Source organism: Faecalimicrobium sp. JNUCC 81 (assembly GCF_053667625.1).
In genome coordinates, this window is the sequence record NZ_CM132203.1 from 710,701 (window position 1) to 730,494 (window position 19,794).

Consider the following 19,794-nt stretch of genomic DNA (forward strand, 5'->3'; position numbering starts at 1 on the left):
GGAGGTAGGTTTATCAAATGTCTAAAGAAGCTTTAAAAAAGCAAATCGACAAGGGGATGAAGACTGAATTTGATAGTGTTATATTCTATACCACTATGCTTTTAGTGTTTATAGGAATCATCATGGTGTTTAGTGCAAGTTTTGTTCAATCTTCATTTAAGCATCATGATGCTTATTATTTTCTTAAGAAAAATCTAGTATATGCAACATTAGGATTTATATCTATGATGTTTACTGCAAAGATAGATTATAGATTTTGGAAAAAGAATGCAAAAACTATAGGTATTGTTGCTGTTATATTATTGCTTCTTGTTTTAACACCGTTAGGGATAAAGGCAAACGGAGCAAGAAGATGGCTAGGAGTTGGAGGTCTTACTTTACAGCCTGCAGAACTCGCAAAGTTTGCAACTATAATAATAACAGCAAAATTAATTGAAAAAAGATATGACAATATCAAGTCTTTAACAAAAGGAGTTATTCCACTTCTTATGATACCATCGCTATTTTTCGCATTAATAATACTTCAACCAAACATGTCTACAGCGGGGACTGTAATATTAGTTACATTTGTAATGATATTTGTGGCAGGTATGGATATGAAGTTTGTAATCGCGATGATAGGGAGCGGTGCTGCTTTATTTGCGGCATTAGTAATAGCAGCTCCTTATAGATTAAAACGTGTTACTTCTTTCCTAGATCCATTTCAAGATCCACTTGGAAATGGATATCAAGTTATCCAAGGTCTTTATGCGTTAGGATCAGGAGGATTATTTGGAATGGGACTAGGTAAAAGTCAACAAAAATGGTTTTACATACCCGAACCACAAAATGACTTTATATTTGCTATAATAGGTGAAGAGCTAGGTCTTGTGGGATGTGCAGTAGTAATTATGCTATTTGTAATATTAGTATATAGATGTATAAGAATAGCTTTAAAATGTTCAAATGTATTTGCTTGTATGGTAGTGATTGGTATAGGTGCTCAAATAGGAATTCAAGCAGCATTAAATATTGCAGTAGCAACATCATCAATGCCAGTTACAGGGGTTGCCCTGCCATTTATAAGCTACGGAGGAACATCGCTCATAATCTTTATGAGTGCAATAGGTATAGTATTAAACATCTCAAAATATGTCAAAATTAACTAACAGGAGATGATACAATGAAAGTATTATTATCAGGTGGCGGAACTGGAGGTCATGTATATCCAGCCATAGCCATAGCTAACAGAATAAGAGAAGAACACCCAGACGCTGAAATATTATTTGTAGGAACAGCAAAAGGTATAGAATCAGAAATAGTTCCAAAATACGGATATGAACTAAAAACAGTAACAGTACAAGGGTTTAAAAGAAAAATAGATTTAGATAATGTAAAAAGAGTATTTAAGTTATTTAAAGGGTTAGAACAATCAAGATCAGTAGTTAAAAAGTTTAAGCCAGATATAGTAATAGGAACTGGAGGATATGTAAGTGGACCTGTATTATTTAATGCATCTATGAAAAAAATACCTACAGTTATACATGAACAAAACTCTTTCCCAGGAGTAACTAACAAAATACTTGCTAAAATGGTTACAACAGTTTTAACTAGCTTTGAAGATTCACATCAAAGATTCCCAGAAGGAACTAGAGAAAAATTAATTCTTACGGGTAACCCAGTTAGAAAAGAAATTTTAGTTGCTAGAAAGAATGTGGCTAGAAGAAATCTAGGAATAACTGAAGATAAAAAAATGGTACTTTGCTACGGTGGTAGTGGAGGAAGTGAAGAAATAAATGATGCAATGAGATTAGTAATAGAGAATATGGTTAAAGATGATGTTGCATTTATATTCGCTACAGGAAAATATTACTATGAAGAGTTTTCAAAGAGTATATCAGATATAAACTTAAAACCATATCAAAGAATAGTTCCTTACTTAGAAGATATGGCAAATGCTTTAGCTGCAAGTGACTTAGTTATAGGTAGTGCAGGAGCAATATCTTTAGCTGAAATAACAGCACTGGGTAAGCCATCTATAATAATACCGAAAGCTTATACAGCGGAAAATCACCAAGAATACAATGCAAAAAGTATTGAAAAGCAAGGTGCAGGTATAGCGATACTTGAGAAAAATTTAACTCCTCAAAGTCTAAATGAAGCTGTATTTAAACTTTTAGGAGATAAAGAGGCTTTAATAGATATGGAAAATGCTAGTAAAGCGATAGGAAAACCAGAAGCTATAGACTTAATATATAATGAAGTTATGAAAATTTATAATGCTAACAATAAGCAAAAAACTTCATCTAAAAAAGAAAATAAAGAAACTAAAGTTCAAAAAAATGATGAAGAAAATAAAAATGTGGAAAATAATGAAGAACAAGAAAAACAACCTAAAGTAATAGGAATAAAGAAAAAGTAACATGTAGCCCTTCTAGTACATAATATTAAAATTATAGGCACTATAATTTAATATACAACGCTAGGAGGGTTTAATTTTGTCTAAGTATATAATTAGGGGAGGAAATAAAATCGAGGGTAGGTTAGATATAAGGGGAGCTAAAAATGCAATACTACCCATAATTGCAGCGACTATACTTAACGAAAATATAAGTACAATTCATAATGTACCAGATATATCTGATGTATATGTAATGATAAAGATTTTAGAAAGTATAGGTTGTAAAGTAGATTATAAGTATGGAACTTTAGTTGTAGATAGCTCGAATATAAATTCGATGGAAATAGATGAAGAATATGTTAGAAAAATGAGATCATCAATAATTGTAATGGGTGCTATGATAGGTAGATTAGATTACACAAAAATAAGTTATCCAGGAGGATGTGCAATAGGTTCAAGACCTATAGATTTACACCTAAAAGCACTTAAACAGTTGGGAATAAGAATAGAAGAGGAAAATGGATTTATAAGATGTTATAAAGACAAACTAGTAGGAAATACAATAACCTTTGAATTTCCTAGTGTAGGAGCTACTGAAAATACAATTCTTGCAGCGGTTAAAGCGAAAGGTATAACAAAAATATGTAATGCAGCAAGAGAGCCAGAAATAGAAGATTTACAAAATTTTTTAAATAAAATGGGAGCAAAAGTCAAAGGAGCAGGAACCAGTTATATAGAAATAGAAGGTGTAGATAAGTTACATGAAGTAGAACATACTGTTATACCAGATCGAATTGCAATAGGGACATATATGGTAGCCTCTGCAATAACAGGAGGAACACTAGAAGTGGATAGAGTAGTTATACCACATATGGAACCTATATGTGATAAATTAAGAGATGTAGGATGTGAAATAGAATATACTAAAGAGGGACTTATACTTAAATCTCCCAAAACTATACAAGCTATAGATTTAGTTAGAACAGCACCTCATCCAGGTTTTCCTACAGACATGCAAGCTCAATTAATGTCACTTATGGCATTAGCTAATGGTACTACAGTATTTTATGAAACAATTTTTGAAAATAGATTTATGCATTGTGCAGAATTAATTAGATTAGGAGCTAACATAAAGTATATAACAGATAATATTTGCATGGTAAAAGGTGTAAATAGTTTGCATGGAGCAAAAGTTAAATCCCCGGACTTAAGAGGAGGGGCATCCTTAATATTAGCAGCTTTAGCGATTAAAGGAGAGACTGAGGTATCAAATATATATCACGTTGAAAGAGGATATGAAAATATTGAAAATGTATTAAGAGGCTTAGGTTCAGATATATGCAAAATAGAAGATATTGAAAAGGTAAAAGGCTGTTAAGCCTTTTATTTTTTTACATATAAACTTGAGTGATACTGTTTTAAAATTTATAAAGTATATTTTGTAGGAGATTGTATGTTAAAAGTTGTATTTATAAGTATAGATAAAAATATTTAGATTATGTTGCTTATAGATAAGTAAACTTATAAATAAAAATGTAAAAAGGAGGTAAGTATTTTGAAAAAGAAAAAGAAAAAAAGAGTTAACGCTAGTAATTTAATGATATTATTAAGTTTTTTATTAATGATAACAATAGGAATGTATTCTATTTTAAATAGTTCTTTATTTAATACTAATAAGGTAGAAATTCAAGGAAATAAAAAAATTAAAAAAAATGAAATATTAAAATATTTAGATATAAGAAAAGACAAAAATATATTTATGTATGATATAGGTAAAATGGAAAAAATAGTATTAAGAAATCCATATGTAGAAGCAGTTCAAGTAAAAAGAAAGATCCCAGATAAGCTACAAATACTAATAAAAGAAAAGGAAATTTATGCAATTATTAAAGATAAAGATGATTATTGCTATATAGACAAAGAAGGAAATTATATAGAAAAAATAAAGGAAATAAGTGATGAAGAAAGTAGCCCAATAGTAGATATAGACTATATAATAGATGAAAATAACAATATAGAATTTAAGAATGAAGACACTAAAAAAAGGTTATTATACCTACTAGAATGTATGAAGGAAAATAATCTTTATAAAAAAATAGTTAAGGTAAATTATTCAAAAGATGATATTATAAATATGTACACCAAAGATGATATTAAAATAATATTAGGAAATGATAAAGACTTAGATTATAATATTTCTAGAATAAGTTATATAATATCAGATTTACAAGATGACATTAAAAGAAAAGGGACTATCGATTTAACTTATGGAAACTATGCAGTTTATAAACCATAATAGATAGCGTTAAATAAGGAGTGATTTTATTGAAGAGAAAAATTCCTTATAAGAGTGTGGTAATTTGCAGTACAATATTAGGTATTTTTATAAGTTTGCAATTAAAAACTTTAAATTTAGAGAATAATGGGATGACTACATCTAAAAAAGGAAAAGAATTAGCCGTAGAATTGAAAGGCTTAAAGAAAAAAGAAGATGAACTTAAACTAGAAGTCAATGCACTTAAAGAAAGTATAGATAAGTATAAAGGTGACAAAGGAGAAAATGCTATACAATCTGAAATAAAAAAGTATGAAATTTTAGCTGGATTTACTGATGTAGAAGGTAAAGGTATTGAAGTAAAAATTAAACCTAATAATGATAGTATTAAAAGTGAAGACTCAAATGATAGTATTATATATAATTATGATTTGATTTTATCTATGATAAATAAGTTAAATTCAGCTCAAGCTAATGCTATATCAATAAATAACGAAAGAGTTGTTGGAAATAGCTATATAGAATTAAAAGAAGATAAGTTATATATAAATAATACACAAATAAAAGCTCCTTTTACTATAGAGGCTATAGGAGATTCTGATACTTTATCGTCAGCTCTTCAAATTAAATACGGAATCGTTTGGGAGATGGAAAAGTACTATGATGTTAAAGTTGAAATTGAAAAAAAAGAGAAAATAAAAATAAATGGGTATAATCATGAAGTAAAAATAAATCATTCTTTTGATGATAACTAAGAGGTAAAAGAATGAATATAAAAAGAAAAAATATTAAGCAAAAAATGGTGATTTTAGGAGCTTTCGTAGCGGGAATATTAATATCTACATATTTAAAAACATTTGATTCATCTAAAGTATACATAAGTTTAGATGAAAAAAAGAAACTAGAAAATAAAATAGAATTAAGTAAAAATAATATAGAAAAATTAGAAAAAACAAAATCAGATTTACAAGAATATGTTAAAAAATATGAAGAAGTATCAGAAGATGATAATAAATCAATAAATGATTTATTAGAAGAAGAATTAAAAAAAATTAAAGAATTAAGTGGATATACAGATATAAAAGGCGAAGGGTTAATAGTAACAATAAAAGATAGCGAAAAAGAAGTTAAAAGTGGTGAAAATCCAAATGATTTTATTGTTCATGATATAGATGTACTTAAGATAATAAATGATTTAAAAAAATCAGGAGCTAAGGCTTTATCTATAAATGGAGAGAGATTATTACCAACAAGTAGAATAAAATGTTCAGGGGCAACTATAACTGTTAATGATATAACATATGGACAACCATTTGTTATAAAAGCTATAGGAGAGGCTGATAGTTTAATGGCTTCTATAATTTCACCTCAGTCTTATGCTAATTTATTAAAAGATGGATATGGAATTTATGTAAAAGCTGAAGAAAAAAATGATATAGTCATTAATTCTTATGAAAAATCTAAATAAAAAGCATTAAAAAACTTGAAAAATGTAGGTGTTTCAAAGTAAAATAAAGAAGGTGATTATTTATGATATGGATATTAGCTGGATTAGCATTAGGAGTAGTAGTTGGATATTATATTCCATTTACTTATACTATGGATTACTCGCTATACATGTCTGTTGCAATACTTGCAACAATGGACTCAATATTTGGTGCAGTTAAGTCTGGATTTGAAGGTAAATATGATAATATAATTTTCATAACTGGGTTTATAGGAAATGCATTATTAGCTATAATATTGACATATATAGGAGATAGATTAGGTCTACCGCTTTATTATGTCGCTATATTAGTATTTGGGTCGAGATTATTTGACAATTTATCGATAATTAGGAGACATATTATTGCAAATTTAAGTAATAAAAAAAGAGGAAAATAAACATTTTTGTGGAATAAGTTAGTTAAATATTAACAAAATTGAAAGATTAAATGATATAATTAATACATACATTTACTTACAATCATAAAATGAGGAGGTTTATAAATGCTAAACTTTGACCTAGAAACAGATGGCCTTGCGCAAATTAAAGTAATCGGCGCAGGCGGCGGAGGAAACAATGCGGTTAATAGAATGGTTGAGGCACAACTTAAAGGTGTCGAATTTATAGCTGTTAATACAGATAAACAAGCTTTGCATACATCAAAAGCTGAACATAAGATTCAAATAGGTGAGAAATTAACAAGAGGACTTGGAGCAGGAGCTAACCCTGAAGTCGGTAAAAGAGCTGCTGAAGAAAGTAAAGATGAAATAGTAAAAGTACTTCAAGGTGCAGATATGGTATTCGTTACAGCTGGTATGGGTGGAGGAACAGGTACAGGTGCAGCACCAGTTATAGCTCAACTAGCAAAAGAAATGGGAATACTTACAGTAGGAGTTGTTACTAAGCCTTTCTTATTTGAAGGTAAAGTAAGAATGAAAAATGCTGAAAGCGGTATAGCTGAATTAAAATCTAAGGTAGATACATTAATAACTATACCAAACGATAGATTATTACAAATAGTACAAAAAAATACTTCAATGCTAGATGCATTCTCTATAGCAGATGATGTATTAAAGCAAGGTATACAATCTATATCAGACCTTATAGCAGTACCAGGACTTATAAACTTAGACTTTGCTGACGTTACATCAGTAATGAAAGAACAAGGACTAGCTCATATGGGATTAGGTAACGCTTCAGGTGAGAATAGAGCTATAGAAGCTGCTAGACAAGCTATACAATCACCACTTCTAGAAACTTCAATAAGAGGAGCTAGAGGAGTATTACTTAATATAACTGGTGGATCTAACTTAGGATTATTAGAAATAAATGAAGCATCTACATTAGTTCAAGAATCTTGTGATCCAGAAGCTAACATAATATTTGGGGCTTCTATAAGAGAAGATCTTGGAGAAGAAATAATGATAACTGTAATAGCTACAGGATTTGATGATAGTAAAGATTTATCATTTGAATTAAATGAGAGACCTAAAATGAGTTCAAGACCAACTTTAAATTCTTCTATAAGACAATCAGAAGTAGAACCTGCTCCTGTTGTAGAACAAAGAGAAGTTAGAGAAGAAATAGTTCTTCAAAAAGAAGAACCTAAAAAAATGAATGTTATGGACGATGATATGGAAATACCAACTTTTTTAAGAAGAAGAAGATAAAAAGAAGTCTAATAGACTTCTTTTTTTATATAAAGATATTAGAAACTATCTGATTTTTAGAAAATTTATAATATTAACGAATTAATTTAAGCAAAGTGAATTTTTATAGCAATTTCCAACCCTAATAGACTAAATGTGCAAATTAATTTATAAATCTTAAAAGTTGAAAATAAGCATATAATTTACATTAAATGAATAAATATTAGTATGAAATTGAGCTAATATCAACGATATATTAGAAAATATATAAATACTTGAGTTATTTTTTATATTAAAAAGAAAGCAAAATGCTTTCTTTTTTTGTTATTTTTAATAATAAATTAATTAAGTTTCGACTGTTAAAAGTGACATAAAATTTTATGCATACTAATTTATAATATACACAAAGGTTTAAAAGTAAAAGGGGGAATCTGTGATGTACATGGAGTACTACATTATAGAAAACCTATTAATAAATTATATTATTATAAGTTGTACTTCTATTCTTACAAAAAAATATAATCCTAATAAAAAAAAATACTTAGGTGCATTTGTAGGAATGCTATATTCAGTTGCATATATTTATCCGGAGTTAGATATACTATTTACTTTGCCATTTAAAGTGTTAATTATGACTCTTATAACATTAATATCTTTTACATATAAGAATAAAAAAGAGTACATAAGCATAGCGCTTGTTTTTTATTTGGTAAATATTTTTATATCTGGAAGTACTTATTTTATAATTTATTTTACGGGTATAGACCATATGAAAATATCCTTCATAATAATTTGTGCTTTTGCTAGCTGTGAGTTGCTTAAATACATATACAAGGATATAAAAATACTTAAACAAATTAAAGAATTAAAAAAGACCATAACTATAAATTTATTAGGCAATAGCTGTAGCTGTGAAGCTTTATTAGATAGTGGTAATTTATTAAAAGATCCTATGAGCAATAATGATGTTATTATTGTGAAATCAGAAGTATTAAAAGGAATAATTCCGGATATATTAATAAATTCTTATGATAAAGATTTAGATATAGTTAAGGTTGATGAGATAATAAATTTATTAGATGGCGATATATCATCTAAGGTTAGGCTTATACCATATAAACATGCAGGGAGTAATAAGGGGAGTATTATTTTAGGTCTAAAAGCTGATTATGTAGAGATTGATGAAAGTAAGATTGGAAATGTAGTTTTAGGGATATCAAACTTCGAGGATGATGAGTATAGCGCAATATTAAATCCAAGCATATTAATGTAAATTCAATTAGATAAAATTAAGGGGGATATAAAAGATGAAGTTGCTAATGTCAAAAATTATGAATGGAATTATATCTATATTAATTAAGTTGGGTATAATAAAACCTAAAGGAATTTATTACATGGGTGGAGTCAATATATTACCTCCACCGCTAAAAGCAGATGAAGAAAATGAACTGTTACAAAAATTAGAAAATGATGAAAGTGTAAAGGCTATTTTGATAGAAAGAAACTTAAGATTAGTAGTATATATATCTAGAAAATTTGAAAATACAGGAATTGATGTTGAAGATTTAATTTCTATCGGTACAATTGGTTTAATAAAAGCGGTAAATACATTTAAATTAAATAAGAATATAAAGCTAGCTACATATGCATCAAGATGTATTGAAAATGAAATTCTAATGTATCTTAGAAAGAATAATAAGAAAAAGACGGAAGTATCTTTTGATGAACCATTAAATGTAGATTTAGATGGTAACGAACTTTTGCTATCTGATGTGCTAGGAACAGAAAATGATGAGATATATAAGATTATCGAAGAAGAAATTGACAAAGACTTATTAGTTATGGCATTAGATAGATTATCAGATAGAGAAAAGCAAATTATGGAATTAAGATTTGGGTTAACTAATAGAGGAATGGAAAGAACTCAAAAAGAAGTGGCTAACATCCTTGGAATATCTCAATCTTACATTTCTAGACTTGAGAAAAAAATAATTTCAAGGTTAAAAAAAGAAATGAAAAAATTTGTATAAATAAATAATTCTCTCTTAAAAGTATAAAAATATATGATGTGTAAATAATTTCATATAGATAAAACTTTTAAGAGAGGACTGAAATGTATGCAAATTAATAAAGTTGAAATCTGTGGTGTAAATACATCCGAGCTTCCCGTTCTTAAAAACAACCAAATGATGGAGCTTCTTTTGAAAATAAAAGATGGAGATGAAGAAGCAAGACAACAATTTGTAAGGGGAAACTTAAGGCTAGTTCTAAGTGTAATACAAAAATTTAATAACAGAGGAGAGAATATAGACGATTTATTCCAAATAGGATGTATAGGACTTATAAAAGCTATAGACAACTTTGATTTAAGTCAGAATGTAAGGTTCTCAACTTATGCAGTGCCTATGATTATAGGAGAAATAAGAAGGTATTTAAGAGATAATAATCCTATAAGAGTAAGTAGATCGTTAAAAGACATAGCATATAAAGCACTACAAGTTAGGGAAAGACTAGTAAGAGCTAATGCAAAAGAACCGACGGTATCGGAAATATCAAAAGAATTAGAATTACCAGTAGAAGATGTAGTTATGGCATTAGATGCAATACAAGACCCAATATCATTATTTGATCCAGTATATCAGGACAACGGAGACGCTATATTTGTAATGGATCAAGTACAAGATAAAAAGGATACAGATGAAAATTGGTTACAAGAAATAGCTCTTAAAGAGGCTATAAAGAAATTAAACAGTAGGGAAAAGTTAGTATTGGATCTAAGGTTTTACAAGGGAAGAACTCAAATAGAAGTAGCTGATGAAATAGGTATATCTCAAGCTCAAGTATCTAGGATAGAAAAAAATGCTTTAAAAAATATGAAAAAATATATATAGAAAAAATAAGAGTTAACATATATTATGCTAACTCTTATTTTTTTTTAAGAAAATTTACAGTAAAATGAAATTAAATGAAAAATATATGCAAAATATGGTATAATGGAGTATATGCAAAAATTAATAAAAGGAGAACAATAATGCTAGAATCATCTATAGTTTACACACTTGTAAGAACTTTTCCGGAAAGTTTAGTATTAGTGTTATCGGGGATGATGTTACTAGGAAATAGTATAGATACAAAGCAAGTATTTAAAAAAGGAATTTTATTAGGTCTTACTATTGTATTTATAAGGTTATTGCCTATAAATTTTGGAGTACATACTATGTTAGCTATGATATCATTTGGATTAATAATTTTCAAACTTTCAGGCAAAGACATAATAAAGACTATGATAACAACATGTACAGTTTGGATAGCATTAGTATTAAGTGAAGGGATATACTCGATTATAGCAACTGCAATTTTAAAAATACCAATTAATACATTGATGAACAAAGAGATATCAGGAGCTTTAATAACCCTTCCATCTTTAATAATAATACTAATATTAGTATTTATGTTTAAAGGAATTAAAAATAAAATTAGTAGATCTGAATAAAGAGGATTAATTATGGGATGTATAGAGAAAATATCGTTAAACCTATCAGATAAATTAGGTACAAGGTTAAATAAAACATCTGAAGAAAAGGCTGTTTTAAATTATGGATTATTTGTAATGCTACATACCGGTATAGGTGTAGTAATAACATTTTTGGTTGGATTAATAACAGGTATGGTATTAGAAATGATGATTATATCTGTTACAACTGCTTGGCTAAAAAGATATACAGGTGGTGTTCATGCATCTACTCCTGAAAGATGTGCTATAATAGGAGTATTATTGTCATTTATACTATCTATAACATCTAAAAACTTAAAAAATACATTAAATATTGAGGAATTAACTTTATTAACGATTATAACTTTAAGTTTTTCTTATTACATAGTATATAAAAAGTGCCCAGTACCATCAAAAAATAAGCCTATGAAAAAAGAGAGTACAAGAAAAAAGCTAAAGAGAAAAGCATTTAAATTAATAAATATTTATTTATTAATAATATTATTACTAAGTATTGTGTATTTGATATTTAGCATACAAAGTGTAAAGATAATATGGATATCAGTGCTTTTAGGAATAGGTTTGCAAATGGTTGTTGTAACTAATATAGGTTCAAAATTTATTTGTATGTTAGATACTATTTTTTACAATACAGAAAAATTATTGAATATATAAATATTTTGTTTTTAAGGTAACATGTAAGTTATTTTAAAATAAATTTAACTTTAAGATAAGGGGGGGTATACAGAATGGAATTTTTATTTAACTCTGTATCAGATTTATTAGCAAAGGTAGCTGGAGGAGCATCAACATTTTGTGCGTTTATGTTCTTTGAAGCAGAGGTACCAGAGTCATTAAGAGAAGAATAAATAATCAAAAACCATAAGGAAATGCATCCTTATGGTTTTGTTTAGATAAAGATAACTATTTTAGGTGATAGAATATGAGTAACTTTGATAAAAAAAGAAATGATAAAGTATGCGAAATAATAATACTACTGAAAGTAATATATATAATACTAAGTATGGTGGCAATATCTAGTGGTGCGTCGAAAGCTCCAACAGAAGCTAAAGATGTTATATTCACGCCTATAATATTTACCCTAATTTTAATATCTATATTAGGGTATCTTTCATGGATGGCAACTCATACTAAAGACAGGATAGATAAAAAGCCAAGACTAACAGATTTAATAGAAACTATCTTTACATTGTTTATATTTACTATAGTCGTATGCTCTACTGGTATAGAATCTAGTGGATATAAACTAATTAGTGTATTTGTAGTATTAATTGGGGCTATACAGTTTGGGAAAAACTACAGTATATGGGTTGCTACATTCTCATCGATACTAATATTTATAATAGACTTTCTTATAAGTGTTAAGAATAGACCAATAATAATTGGTTACTTCTTAGCAAGTGATGAAGGAAAACAAACTCTAAGTGTATACTTTGAAAGTGATTTAATAATAATAAGCGCTTTATTTGTAACTGCATTTATATTAGGTATGTATGTGGATATAGAAAGAGAGCATAGTAAAGAACTTAAAAATATAGCAAATAGAGATGAGTTAACAGGATTATACAATCATAGATACTTTCAAGAGTATCTTGGAAAAGCTATGGATAATGCAGATAAAAATAATAATGAAGTATCATTATTATTTATGGATATAGATTACTTTAAGAATTATAACGATGTAAATGGTCATCAAGCAGGAGATGTACTGCTAAAAGAAATAGGTAAAATACTAAAAATATGTGTTAGAGAAGATGATGTTGTAGCAAGATATGGTGGTGAAGAATTTGCAGCAATACTACCTAATACAAATGAAAATGATGCTATAAAAGTAGGCGAGAAAATAAGACAGTCTATCCAAAATACTAATTTTAGAGGACAAGAAAACCAACCAGATAAAAATATAACAATATCAATAGGAGTATCATCTTATCCAACAAGAGCTACAAGTAAACATCAATTTATAAATACAGCAGATGATGCTCTTTACAGAGCTAAATCATTTAATAAAAATAGAGTTGAATCTTACCACAGTGTTTTAGATGATTTATGTAGGCAAATAGGCATAAATGAAGATAGAATAAAGTCACTAAAATCTCTTATAAGTATGATAAATATAAAAGATAGGTATACGTATGGTCATACAGAAAGAGTTGTAATTTATACTAAATGGTTTGCACAATCACTCAATTTATCTGAAGAAGATCAAGTTAAGATACAAATTGCATCTTATTTACATGATATAGGTAAATTAGAAATACCTGAAGAAGTATTAAATAAAAAAGAAAAGCTTACAGATGAAGAGTTTCAAATGTTTAGAGACCATCCTCAAGCTGGGGTGGACCTTATACAAAATATAAAGCCATTTGAAGCGTTTATATCTCTTATAAAGCATCATCATGAAAGGTATGATGGATTTGGTTATCCAGATAGATTAAAAGGAGAAGAAATACCTTATTTAGCAAGAATGCTTACAATAGCTGATAGCTTTGATGCAATGACATCTAATAGACCATATAATGTTAGGAAAAGTCATGAAGAAGGTATTTTAGAATTAAGAGCTAATGCTGGAACTCAATTTGATCCACAATTAGTGGAGGAATTTATAAAGATGCTTGAAAAATATAAGGACAACTTTTAAAAAAATGACCTAGATAGGTCATTTTTTTTTGGACGAGAACATATTTATTCTTATAAGACTACTTAATTTTAAAAGGAGGAATTATATAATATGATTAGAGTATCTGATATAATGGAAAAGGAAATCATAAATGTAAAGAATGGAAAAAGGATGGGCTTTATAACTGATATAGATATGGATACAAATGAAGGTAAAATAATGTCATTTACAATAACAGGAGATGGCGGAAGAGGAATATTCTCTAGAGGTTATGAAGGACAAGTAATATTTTGGAATGATATACTAAAAATAGGATGTGATACTATAATAGTAAATATAGGATCAGAACTTAATTTAGACGAATTTAACATATAGCAAATCTAAGGAGGAAAGAATAATGCAATGCCCTTACTGCAACTATAAAGAATCTAAAGTAATAGATTCAAGACATACAGATGGTAAATCTATAAGAAGAAGAAGAGAGTGTGAATCTTGTAAAAAAAGATTTACGACTTATGAGAAAATAGAAACAACACCTATTATGGTTATAAAAAAGGATGATAGCAGAGAATATTTTGATGGCGAGAAAATAAAATATGGAATACTAAAATCTTGCGAAAAAAGACCAGTTTCATTAGAACAAATAGAAGAAGTAGTATCATATGTTGAAAATGAGATAAATAAGTGTTACATAACAGAAATAGAAACTGAAAAAATTGGGGAAATGGTTATGGATAAGCTAAAAGATTTAGACGAAGTAGCTTATGTAAGATTTGCATCTGTATACAGACAATTTAAAGATATAAATACATTTGTTATAGAATTAAAGAACATACTAATGGAAAAGGGAGACTAAAATGAATAATTATATAACTGTAAAAGAAATTGAAGAAAATATTGAATTTGCAAACTTAGCCATAACCCTTAAAAATGTAGATGCTAAATTACATGAAGATATGAAAAATGTATGTGAAAGCAAAAATTTTGAAATAAAAAACTTAACTAGTAATATACAAATACATTCAGATATAGTTAATGTTGTTAATGAAAATAATATAGGTGAAAAAAGAGAAGGTGATGCATTAGTAACAAATATAAAAAAAGTTCCTCTATTAATATTTACAGCAGACTGCGTACCAATAGCTATTATAGATAAAAAGAATAAAGCAATAGGATTAGCGCATGCAGGATGGAGAGGAACTTACGATAAAATAGCAGAAAAAACAATAGAAGTTATGAAAAATAATTATAATACAAATCCTAAGGATGTAGTTTGTGTTATAGGGCCATCAATAGGACCATGTTGTTATGAAGTTTCTAAAGATTTAGTTGAAAAATTTAACATAAATCTTACAAACTGCAGTGAGAAATTCTATATAATAAAAGAAGATAAGTATTATTTAGATTTATGGAAAGTTAATGAATATGTCCTAAAATCTAGTGGAGTTAAAGAAGATAATATAATTAATTTAAACTTATGCACAAGCTGTAACTGTCATAAGTTTCACTCTTATAGAAAACATGATAAAACTTCGCAAAGGATAGGAATGATACTTGAGATAAAATAGATAGGAGATAAACTTAATATGAACGCAAAGGTACTTGTTATAGACGATGAAATACATATAGTTGAGCTTCTAAAATTTAACTTAGAAACTTCAAATTATGATGTTGATTATGCTTATGATGGCATAGATGGTTATATAAAAGCGAAGGAAACTAAACCAGATTTAATATTATTAGATTGGATGCTACCTAATATAAGTGGTATAGAAATTTTAAAAAAAATAAGAAGTGACAAATTTTTAAAACAAATACCAGTTATAATGTTAACAGCAAAAAATATGGAAAATGATAAAGTAGAAGGTTTGGAAATAGGGGCTGATGATTATATAACTAAGCCATTTAGTGTAAAGGAACTATTAGCAAGGATTAGTTCTGTACTTAGAAGGTATAATATTAATGGACAGAGTGCAGAAAGTATACTATCAACTGGTAACCTAAAAGTAGATTTAAATAAGCATGAAGTGTATAAAGGAACTGAAAAAATAGAATTAACACTTAAAGAATTTGAACTTTTAAAATTACTTATTGAAAATAAGGGAAAAGTTCTTTCTAGAAATCATCTTTTAGATAAAATCTGGGGGTATGAATACTATGGAGAAACTAGAACTGTAGATGTTCATATTAGATATCTTAGAAAAAAAATAGAAGGAGATAGTAGTTCCGAAAAATATATACAAACAATAAGAGGCGTAGGATATAAAGTTGATTAAAAGAACTATTTAGGAGAACTATTTTATGGAAGAATTGCAAGGAATATTATTTTTTATTGCCCTAGTTTCAGTAATTATAGCAATAATATCTATAAGATATACATTAAGCTTAAGAGGATATTTAGAGGAATTTATTTATGTTTCTAAAAGGATAAGCAATAAAGAATTTAATTCAAGGTTAAATATATCAGCTAAAGGTGAGCTTGGTGAACTAGCTAAGAACTTTAATGAGATGATAAAAATAATGGATAGCACAATAGCAGAAGTTGAATATAATCATCTCCAAATGACATCTATATTAAAAAGTATATCTCATGGAATTTTAGCTGTAGATATAAATGGGAATATAATGCTAATAAATGAAGAAGCTAAAAGAATATTAAAATGTGATACAAATAAATCTATAGAAGGAAATAATATTAACGTAGTAATAAAAGAAGAAAAAATATTAAAAGAAATAATATTATTTAAAGGCTCAAAAAAAAGTAAAAGTTTACAACTTAAAACTAAAGATGATGTAGTATATAAAGTTAATTTAGATCCAATATATCTTCAAGATTTTGATAACATAATAATTGGTTCTATTATTAATATAGAAGATATTACTGAAAAAGTTAAATTAGAAAATATGAGAAGTGACTTTGTTGCAAATGTAAGTCATGAACTTAAAACGCCATTAACTTCTATTAGTGGATTTGTAGAAACATTAAAGCTAAATGAAAATATAGATATACAAACAAGAAATAGATTTTTAGAAATAATAGAGAGTGAATCAGATAGATTAAAAAGATTGATTGATGATATTTTATTATTATCCTTTATTGAAAATAATGAAAATATGTCATATGATAATGTATCTGTATATGAGGTATTTAAAGAAGTATATGATTTAACAAGTTATATAGCTAAATCTAAAAATATAAAGTTATCATATGAATTTAGTGATGAGTCAATAAAAGTTTTATCTAATAGAGATTATATAAAACAAATATTCTTAAATTTAATAGATAATGCTATCAAATATACACCTGATAATAAAAATGTAAATGTAGTAGTTACTTTAGAAAATAATAATATAGTTATAAAAGTAATTGATGAAGGTGTAGGTATACCTAAAGAAGATATTTATAGAATATTTGAAAGGTTCTATAGGGTCGATAAGGCTAGAAGTAGAGATGTAGGTGGAACGGGTCTAGGGTTAGCCATAACTAAACATATAGTAAAGAATATAGGTGGAACTATAAATGTAAATAGTCAATTAGGGCAAGGCAGCGAATTCATTGTTACTATACCTAAAAAAAATTTCCTTTAATAAAGGAAATTTTTTTTTGTTTTTGTGCAAACTAAGCGTATAAGGAAATTTATAAATTAGTTGTACAAAATAAAAGGAGTTGAAACAATGAATGACAGTATAATAAATGATAACCTATTTAGACATGCATTTGTAGTTGCCCTAGTTATAGGAATATTATGTAGAGGATTTGTACTAAGGGTCACAGATAGACAATATCCAAGTCGACCTCAAGATTACTTAGAACAAATAATAATATCTGGACTTTCCGCATCTCTTGGAGCAATAGCGTTACCAGCTCTTTTAGATAAAGAGTTTTCAGCATTAACATTTTTTGCAGTTGCAATACAACAGTTTCAAGGTTTAGCCCAGCAAGAGAGAATTACATTAGAAAATATTGATAATGCGGAATTAGTTCCTAAGGGATCCGCATATGTGGAAGAAATAGCTACAACTTATGAGGCGAGAAGTTATATAAGCTTATTCTCAGCTCTAGCAGCATCTGTAGTATATATAGTATTTGCAAGAAGGTATGACCTAGGATTTTGGTTCTGTACAGGTCTAGCAATTATTGCAGGTGTTATAGTTGGGCTTATATTTAAAAGATACCTAAGAAGAAGTAGTATTGGAGACATAGCAGATGTAGTTCCTGCTAAAATACATTTTGAAGGATCTATTTTAAAAGTAAATGATGTTGTAATAACTAATATAGGTTTAAAAGACACTAAAAAGAGATATCTAGAAAAAGGCTTAGCAATAGAAATAATTCCAAAGAGTATAGGTGACTTTGGAATAGTAAATGATTTAGGACAAAGAGATGCAATAATACATAATATATTTATTCATATGGGAATAGATAAGGATGTAGACGAAAAAGATATTATAACGACTTCAAGAACTGATTTGGATAAGATGACGGTTGTTTTACCGTATATACCTATAAAAAAGGATATAGATACAATGATAGCAGTTATAAAGAGTGTTCCTATTATAGAGACAGCTAAAGGAAAACAAAGTGCATATAAGATGAAAACACAATAGTTAGATAAAGAGGTGGAAAAATGGATAGAGTATTTTTTACAGGCCTTGCAATAGGTATGATATCTAGACTTATAATGCTAAATCTAGATCAAAAACAATACCCAGCTCAGCCAAATATATTATTATCTCAGCTTGTACTTGCATTCGTAGCATCTTCATTAGGTGCACTACTAGTTCCTGCTTTAATAAATAGGTCATATACTTCAATAACATTTTTATCATTAGCAGCGGAACAGTTTAGGCAAGTAAGAGAAAACAGAAGAAACACTCTTCAAAACTTAGAAGATGTTCAACTAGTAAAAAGAGGAGAGGCATTTATAGAAGAGATAGCAAGAACATATGAAGTAAGGAATTATATGTGTATAACAACATCTCTTATTACGGTAGGTATGTATTATATAATTATATCCGAAACTAATATAGGAAAAACTATAAGTTTAGTAATAAGTGGGGTTTCGGGCTTAGCTTTAACTTTTATGCTTAAAAGATTGTTAAGAAGAGAAAGTATAGGGGATATTGCAGATGTTGTTGAAGCTAAAATAAGCTTTGTAGATGGTTCAATAATGCAAATAGGAGATTTAAAAGGAATAACAAATATAGGTCTTGAAAGTGATAGAAAAAGATATTTAACTAAAGGTATAGGAATTGAAATTATACCTAAAGATAAAAGTTATACAAATGCAGGTATATTATATGACCCAGGTCAAAGACAAGCAATATTATATAATATATATTCAAGATTAGGATTACTTAGAGAACATAATGAGCCTGCATTTGTGCCACTTCCAAGACGTAATCCTAAGAATGAAAGTATAATGATAGCATATATACCTATAGAAAAAGATATAGATAAGGTAATAGAAGCAGTAAAATCATGTCCTATTTTATCAAGTGCTAAGGGAAAAAATTTATCATTAAAAAATTACACAATAGGTAAGAAAGGAAGTATGTAGTATGGGAATGAATATAGGATTAAATGAATATACGCTAGCAATAATAACAACTAATAAAGAAATGAAAAATGGCGGAGGATGCCCAATATTTTACGCAGAAAATGAAAAAGATTTACAACATAAAGCTATGCTTATGGCAAAATGTGTAAGTGGTATGGTTCATGATATGACTAATGGAACACTAATTATAGTTAAACATTAATTTAAAATTTGTTTTACTTATGTAACAAATGACTATATAAAATCGGTCATTGCTTAAAAGGTACCTATAGGTACCTTTTAAATTATGGGGAATATTGACTATTTTTA

Annotated in this window: 23 protein-coding genes; all 23 read left to right on the plus strand. The window is 27.9% G+C overall.

Going from position 1 to position 19,794, the window contains the following annotated elements:
* Positions 1 to 17: 17 nt before the first annotated feature.
* The 23 genes from spoVE (at position 18) to JNUCC81_RS03570 (ending at position 19,687) form a co-directional block, all read left to right on the plus strand.
* A complete protein-coding gene (gene spoVE / locus JNUCC81_RS03460) occupies positions 18 to 1,148 on the plus strand; it encodes a stage V sporulation protein E (protein WP_208333227.1) in 1,131 nt (376 codons plus the stop codon).
* Between the two features lie 14 nt (positions 1,149 to 1,162).
* Positions 1,163 to 2,401, plus strand: coding sequence for an undecaprenyldiphospho-muramoylpentapeptide beta-N-acetylglucosaminyltransferase (gene murG, locus JNUCC81_RS03465; RefSeq protein ID WP_454095329.1), 1,239 nt, complete (start codon positions 1,163 to 1,165; stop codon positions 2,399 to 2,401).
* Positions 2,402 to 2,477: 76 nt separating this feature from the next.
* Positions 2,478 to 3,758, plus strand: a complete 1,281-nt coding sequence (gene murA / locus JNUCC81_RS03470) for a UDP-N-acetylglucosamine 1-carboxyvinyltransferase (protein WP_454095330.1) — start codon at positions 2,478 to 2,480, stop codon at positions 3,756 to 3,758.
* A gap of 177 nt (positions 3,759 to 3,935) precedes the next feature.
* A complete protein-coding gene (locus JNUCC81_RS03475; RefSeq protein WP_454095331.1) occupies positions 3,936 to 4,676 on the plus strand; it encodes a cell division protein FtsQ/DivIB in 741 nt (246 codons plus the stop codon).
* A 29-nt stretch (positions 4,677 to 4,705) separates the two neighbouring features.
* The gene (locus JNUCC81_RS03480; RefSeq protein WP_454095332.1) at positions 4,706 to 5,410 is read left to right on the plus strand and encodes a DUF881 domain-containing protein; all 705 of its coding nucleotides are present in this window, start codon (positions 4,706 to 4,708) and stop codon (positions 5,408 to 5,410) included.
* Between the two features lie 11 nt (positions 5,411 to 5,421).
* Positions 5,422 to 6,123 carry a DUF881 domain-containing protein gene (locus tag JNUCC81_RS03485; RefSeq protein ID WP_454095333.1) on the plus strand — a complete coding sequence of 234 codons (702 nt, stop codon included), beginning with the start codon at positions 5,422 to 5,424 and terminating at the stop codon, positions 6,121 to 6,123.
* A 62-nt stretch (positions 6,124 to 6,185) separates the two neighbouring features.
* Positions 6,186 to 6,539, plus strand: coding sequence for a small basic family protein (locus tag JNUCC81_RS03490; protein WP_042271548.1), 354 nt, complete (start codon positions 6,186 to 6,188; stop codon positions 6,537 to 6,539).
* 105 nt (positions 6,540 to 6,644) lie between these two features.
* Positions 6,645 to 7,811, plus strand: a complete 1,167-nt coding sequence (gene ftsZ, locus JNUCC81_RS03495) for a cell division protein FtsZ (RefSeq protein ID WP_208331657.1) — start codon at positions 6,645 to 6,647, stop codon at positions 7,809 to 7,811.
* 415 nt (positions 7,812 to 8,226) lie between these two features.
* Positions 8,227 to 9,063: a sigma-E processing peptidase SpoIIGA gene (locus JNUCC81_RS03500; RefSeq protein WP_454096369.1), complete on the plus strand. Its 837-nt coding sequence runs from the start codon at positions 8,227 to 8,229 to the stop codon at positions 9,061 to 9,063.
* A gap of 34 nt (positions 9,064 to 9,097) precedes the next feature.
* Positions 9,098 to 9,820, plus strand: a complete 723-nt coding sequence (gene sigE / locus JNUCC81_RS03505; protein WP_208331658.1) for an RNA polymerase sporulation sigma factor SigE — start codon at positions 9,098 to 9,100, stop codon at positions 9,818 to 9,820.
* A gap of 87 nt (positions 9,821 to 9,907) precedes the next feature.
* Complete coding sequence (gene sigG, locus JNUCC81_RS03510) at positions 9,908 to 10,681, plus strand: RNA polymerase sporulation sigma factor SigG (protein ID WP_042271558.1); 774 nt, start codon at positions 9,908 to 9,910, stop codon at positions 10,679 to 10,681.
* 140 nt (positions 10,682 to 10,821) lie between these two features.
* Positions 10,822 to 11,283 (plus strand): hypothetical protein, encoded by a 462-nt coding sequence (locus tag JNUCC81_RS03515; protein WP_208331659.1) that lies wholly within the window; start codon positions 10,822 to 10,824, stop codon positions 11,281 to 11,283.
* 12 nt (positions 11,284 to 11,295) lie between these two features.
* The gene (locus JNUCC81_RS03520) at positions 11,296 to 11,958 is read left to right on the plus strand and encodes an accessory gene regulator ArgB-like protein (RefSeq protein WP_454095334.1); all 663 of its coding nucleotides are present in this window, start codon (positions 11,296 to 11,298) and stop codon (positions 11,956 to 11,958) included.
* A 74-nt stretch (positions 11,959 to 12,032) separates the two neighbouring features.
* Positions 12,033 to 12,152, plus strand: coding sequence for an AgrD family cyclic lactone autoinducer peptide (locus JNUCC81_RS03525; RefSeq protein WP_208331661.1), 120 nt, complete (start codon positions 12,033 to 12,035; stop codon positions 12,150 to 12,152).
* A 74-nt stretch (positions 12,153 to 12,226) separates the two neighbouring features.
* The gene (locus JNUCC81_RS03530; RefSeq protein WP_454095335.1) at positions 12,227 to 13,945 is read left to right on the plus strand and encodes a bifunctional diguanylate cyclase/phosphohydrolase; all 1,719 of its coding nucleotides are present in this window, start codon (positions 12,227 to 12,229) and stop codon (positions 13,943 to 13,945) included.
* 90 nt (positions 13,946 to 14,035) lie between these two features.
* Positions 14,036 to 14,299, plus strand: a complete 264-nt coding sequence (locus JNUCC81_RS03535) for a YlmC/YmxH family sporulation protein (protein WP_454095336.1) — start codon at positions 14,036 to 14,038, stop codon at positions 14,297 to 14,299.
* 22 nt (positions 14,300 to 14,321) lie between these two features.
* Complete coding sequence (gene nrdR / locus JNUCC81_RS03540) at positions 14,322 to 14,780, plus strand: transcriptional regulator NrdR (protein ID WP_454095337.1); 459 nt, start codon at positions 14,322 to 14,324, stop codon at positions 14,778 to 14,780.
* A gap of 1 nt (position 14,781) precedes the next feature.
* Positions 14,782 to 15,492 carry a peptidoglycan editing factor PgeF gene (gene pgeF, locus JNUCC81_RS03545; protein ID WP_454095338.1) on the plus strand — a complete coding sequence of 237 codons (711 nt, stop codon included), beginning with the start codon at positions 14,782 to 14,784 and terminating at the stop codon, positions 15,490 to 15,492.
* A gap of 18 nt (positions 15,493 to 15,510) precedes the next feature.
* Complete coding sequence (locus tag JNUCC81_RS03550; protein WP_208331666.1) at positions 15,511 to 16,200, plus strand: winged helix-turn-helix domain-containing protein; 690 nt, start codon at positions 15,511 to 15,513, stop codon at positions 16,198 to 16,200.
* Between the two features lie 25 nt (positions 16,201 to 16,225).
* Positions 16,226 to 17,512: an ATP-binding protein gene (locus JNUCC81_RS03555; protein WP_454095339.1), complete on the plus strand. Its 1,287-nt coding sequence runs from the start codon at positions 16,226 to 16,228 to the stop codon at positions 17,510 to 17,512.
* Positions 17,513 to 17,599: 87 nt separating this feature from the next.
* Positions 17,600 to 18,532: a YIEGIA family protein gene (locus JNUCC81_RS03560; protein WP_454095340.1), complete on the plus strand. Its 933-nt coding sequence runs from the start codon at positions 17,600 to 17,602 to the stop codon at positions 18,530 to 18,532.
* A gap of 20 nt (positions 18,533 to 18,552) precedes the next feature.
* Positions 18,553 to 19,485, plus strand: a complete 933-nt coding sequence (locus JNUCC81_RS03565; RefSeq protein WP_208331669.1) for a YIEGIA family protein — start codon at positions 18,553 to 18,555, stop codon at positions 19,483 to 19,485.
* Position 19,486: 1 nt separating this feature from the next.
* A complete protein-coding gene (locus tag JNUCC81_RS03570) occupies positions 19,487 to 19,687 on the plus strand; it encodes a capping complex subunit for YIEGIA (RefSeq protein WP_208331670.1) in 201 nt (66 codons plus the stop codon).
* The last annotated feature ends 107 nt before the right edge of the window (positions 19,688 to 19,794 follow it).

Bases quoted from the DNA above. Each gene is read 5' to 3' on its own strand.
- spoVE (WP_208333227.1), top strand. From the start codon at position 18: ATGTCTAAAGAAGCTTTAAAAAAGCAAATCGACAAGGGGATGAAGACT.
- murG (WP_454095329.1), top strand. From the start codon at position 1,163: ATGAAAGTATTATTATCAGGTGGCGGAACTGGAGGTCATGTATATCCA.
- JNUCC81_RS03485 (WP_454095333.1), top strand. From the start codon at position 5,422: ATGAATATAAAAAGAAAAAATATTAAGCAAAAAATGGTGATTTTAGGA.
- JNUCC81_RS03490 (WP_042271548.1), top strand. From the start codon at position 6,186: ATGATATGGATATTAGCTGGATTAGCATTAGGAGTAGTAGTTGGATAT.
- ftsZ (WP_208331657.1), top strand. From the start codon at position 6,645: ATGCTAAACTTTGACCTAGAAACAGATGGCCTTGCGCAAATTAAAGTA.
- JNUCC81_RS03500 (WP_454096369.1), top strand. From the start codon at position 8,227: ATGTACATGGAGTACTACATTATAGAAAACCTATTAATAAATTATATT.
- sigE (WP_208331658.1), top strand. From the start codon at position 9,098: ATGAAGTTGCTAATGTCAAAAATTATGAATGGAATTATATCTATATTA.
- sigG (WP_042271558.1), top strand. From the start codon at position 9,908: ATGCAAATTAATAAAGTTGAAATCTGTGGTGTAAATACATCCGAGCTT.
- JNUCC81_RS03515 (WP_208331659.1), top strand. From the start codon at position 10,822: ATGCTAGAATCATCTATAGTTTACACACTTGTAAGAACTTTTCCGGAA.
- JNUCC81_RS03520 (WP_454095334.1), top strand. From the start codon at position 11,296: ATGGGATGTATAGAGAAAATATCGTTAAACCTATCAGATAAATTAGGT.
- JNUCC81_RS03525 (WP_208331661.1), top strand. From the start codon at position 12,033: ATGGAATTTTTATTTAACTCTGTATCAGATTTATTAGCAAAGGTAGCT.
- JNUCC81_RS03530 (WP_454095335.1), top strand. From the start codon at position 12,227: ATGAGTAACTTTGATAAAAAAAGAAATGATAAAGTATGCGAAATAATA.
- JNUCC81_RS03535 (WP_454095336.1), top strand. From the start codon at position 14,036: ATGATTAGAGTATCTGATATAATGGAAAAGGAAATCATAAATGTAAAG.
- nrdR (WP_454095337.1), top strand. From the start codon at position 14,322: ATGCAATGCCCTTACTGCAACTATAAAGAATCTAAAGTAATAGATTCA.
- pgeF (WP_454095338.1), top strand. From the start codon at position 14,782: ATGAATAATTATATAACTGTAAAAGAAATTGAAGAAAATATTGAATTT.
- JNUCC81_RS03550 (WP_208331666.1), top strand. From the start codon at position 15,511: ATGAACGCAAAGGTACTTGTTATAGACGATGAAATACATATAGTTGAG.
- JNUCC81_RS03555 (WP_454095339.1), top strand. From the start codon at position 16,226: ATGGAAGAATTGCAAGGAATATTATTTTTTATTGCCCTAGTTTCAGTA.
- JNUCC81_RS03560 (WP_454095340.1), top strand. From the start codon at position 17,600: ATGAATGACAGTATAATAAATGATAACCTATTTAGACATGCATTTGTA.
- JNUCC81_RS03565 (WP_208331669.1), top strand. From the start codon at position 18,553: ATGGATAGAGTATTTTTTACAGGCCTTGCAATAGGTATGATATCTAGA.
- JNUCC81_RS03570 (WP_208331670.1), top strand. From the start codon at position 19,487: ATGGGAATGAATATAGGATTAAATGAATATACGCTAGCAATAATAACA.